The sequence below is a fragment of the Rhizobium sp. SEMIA 4085 genome (assembly GCF_013004495.1).
GTDB lineage: Bacteria > Pseudomonadota > Alphaproteobacteria > Rhizobiales > Rhizobiaceae > Rhizobium > Rhizobium gallicum.
This window is the reverse complement of record NZ_JABEPH010000562.1, coordinates 1-2,468: the sequence shown is the minus strand read 5'-3', so window position 1 is coordinate 2,468 and position 2,468 is coordinate 1. Positions and strand designations below refer to the sequence as shown.

Below are 2,468 nucleotides of genomic sequence, written 5' to 3'. Positions count from 1 at the left end.
ATGAGACAGAGCCATGCCTCTGCTCCAAACAGGGTCAATCGAGCTCGGACATGCCGATATCGTCGAGGCGGTGACGGACTTTGCCCAGGCGAAAGCCAAAGGGAAAAAGCCGGCCGAACGCACTCTGTTGCTCAACCGCATTGTCACCGACACCCGCGTCTGCTCCTTTATCTCCAATACCGATGAAAGCACCTTCCGGTTCACGCACAAGTCCTTCTTCGAGTTCTTTGTGGCCCACGCCATCATCCGAAACCTGACGAAGTATAGAAGTTTCCGGCGGTCGCAGAACAGCGAAAACTTACCCGAGAAATCATGATCTTCCTGGGGAGCTTCGTCCGAGATTATCCGGAGCATATTTCCAGGATGGAACTCTGCTTTCGCAATTCAAACATATCGGGCCCAACGCGTGGCAGCCTCGCAGGCATCTGCCTTGCGTCCGGCGTCCTCCTCGAAACCCTGCAGCTGGCCGCGACCCAGATCTACGACGTCGAGCTCAAGCGTTACCGTGGCGAACACGCTTACTTCAACAACGTCAAATTCAGTCGCGTCAATATTGAAGATGTGCATGCTAACGATTGGCACCTGACGAGCTGCGAAGCGACTTCGTCGAGCTTTAAAGCCTGCAGCTTCCGGCAATCCAAATTCGATCTCGACCTGACCGAGACGACGTTGGAACGATGCAGCTTCGATGCCTGCGACGGCAAGCTTTCCGCCTCCAAATCGAATATCGACCAGCTTTCGCTCACGAGCGGCACGATCTTGATGACCGAGGGTGGCCACTATCGCGACACGAAATTCCATGCCGTTCGAGATGTCCACTTTGCCGGCGACGCGACGGAATTCGTAATGGACGGCAATAGCCGCTTGTCGCAGTGCAAGGTTCGTTCGGCGGAGCTCAGGAGATGGTATCATGACCGAAGCAGAATATCCTTTGATGACTGCATCTTCCTCGGGCTCTACGTCGATTACTATGATCTTTCAAAGCTCGCTGGCCTGCATCAATCAAACAAGCGTGGCCCGCTGCAAATCCGGACGTGTTCAGGCGTGATCTTTACGGACGATCCATCGCGAACCCTGTCCGAGGAGGAAGACGGTGCCGTGAAACAGCGCCTGCCGGATATATTTATCGCAGTTGGGTCTCGTCAGGATGGCGCTCGGCGAAGCTGCAGGCGATGTCACGCCAAGCGCCTCTGACCTCGAGGCGGCGAAAAAATTGATCAAGGATCTGGCGCTGTTCGTCTCGTCAAGACCGTCGATGGCGGCCGTTGAGAACAGCATACTTGCAAAAATACTGAAGCTTTCACGATAGGACGGGCGGGGTCAAGGCAAAGCGAGGGAAGCTCCAGCGGACGACGCGGCCAGCCTTCCGGATCGTACGGGACTTTCAGAAGAATTGATCTCACCGCCAGGTCCTTGAGAGCGGACGAAGACAGGCGAAATGTTCGCATTGGCCGCCCCTCGGTTTTGCTGCGGTCTGAACCGCCAGTCGTGCCTTGATTGGCACGAGTTGATCCTAGCTAGTGCCCGTCCATAAACGGTAAATCACTGAAATTATTGGAGGAATCGCGATATTGCCGCAGGTAAAGCCCGGCGGTTTCAGGTATACTTTAGATCAAGCTACTGCTTCTAAAGACAAACCGTAACCGCCGGAGCCGACAATGCGCCAAGAACGCACCGTCCAATCCAGTATATTCGATCTTTTTGCCGGACACGAGATCGGCCGTGAACTGAAAGCCATGTCTGAGTGGCTGGATGAGCATGGCGATCTGCTCGGGCTGGTGGCGCGCGACCTTGCGCCGGCATGGTCTCAGACAGACCGGCCGCGAGGGGCTACCAGCCGAGGCTGTGCTGCGCTGCGCGCTGCTCAAGCAACATCGCCAGTTGAGTTACCAGGAACTGGCCTTCCATCTCGAAGACTCCGCCTCGTTCCGCGCCTTTGCTCGGCTGCCGTGGGGATGGAATCCGAAGAAGTCGGTCTTGCACAAGACGATCAGCGCGATCCGGGCGCAAACCTTTGAAGAGATCAACCGGGTGCTGCTGGCGAGCGCCCGGCAGGAGAAGCTGGAAAGTGGCAAGGTCGTGCGCGTGGACAGACCGTCACCGCCGCACTGATCCATGAGCCGAGCGACAGCAGCCTGTTATGGGACCCTGTCCGGGTGACGGTGCGGCTGTTGCAGCAGGCCGGCGGTTGAACTCTAGCAGGCGCAGCTCCGCCACTACCGGCCGCTGATCGGGCAGATCATCGCCCAGACCGAACGGCGGGTCCTGGCCGGGGAGCCGGTCCCGGCCGGCGAGAAGCTGGGGAGCCCCTTCCAGCCGCATGCCGGCATCACCGGCAAGGGCGGCCCCGGCCGCGAGCACGGCCCCAAAACCAAACTCACCACCCCCCCAAGAGGCCAGATCCTCACCCCCGCCATCGAAGCCGCCACCACCACCCCCCCAGAGCGCCGCTCGCCCACCATGGACAG

2 protein-coding genes and 1 pseudogene are annotated in these 2,468 nt (G+C 58.6%); all 3 read left to right on the top strand.

Annotation, left to right across the window (positions count from 1 at the left end; genetic code table 11):
- Positions 1–13: 13 nt before the first annotated feature.
- Positions 14–316 carry a hypothetical protein gene (locus tag C9413_RS30955; protein WP_170251395.1) on the top strand — a complete coding sequence of 101 codons (303 nt, stop codon included), beginning with the start codon at positions 14–16 and terminating at the stop codon, positions 314–316.
- Entirely contained in the window at positions 313–1,194 is an 882-nt protein-coding gene (locus C9413_RS30950; protein ID WP_040114120.1) for a hypothetical protein, read from the top strand. Before C9413_RS30955 ends, C9413_RS30950 begins: the two co-directional genes overlap by 4 nt.
- A gap of 464 nt (positions 1,195–1,658) precedes the next feature.
- Positions 1,659–2,385, top strand: a pseudogene (locus tag C9413_RS30945) (transposase); the annotation flags it as partial.
- Between the last annotated feature and the right edge of the window lie 83 nt (positions 2,386–2,468).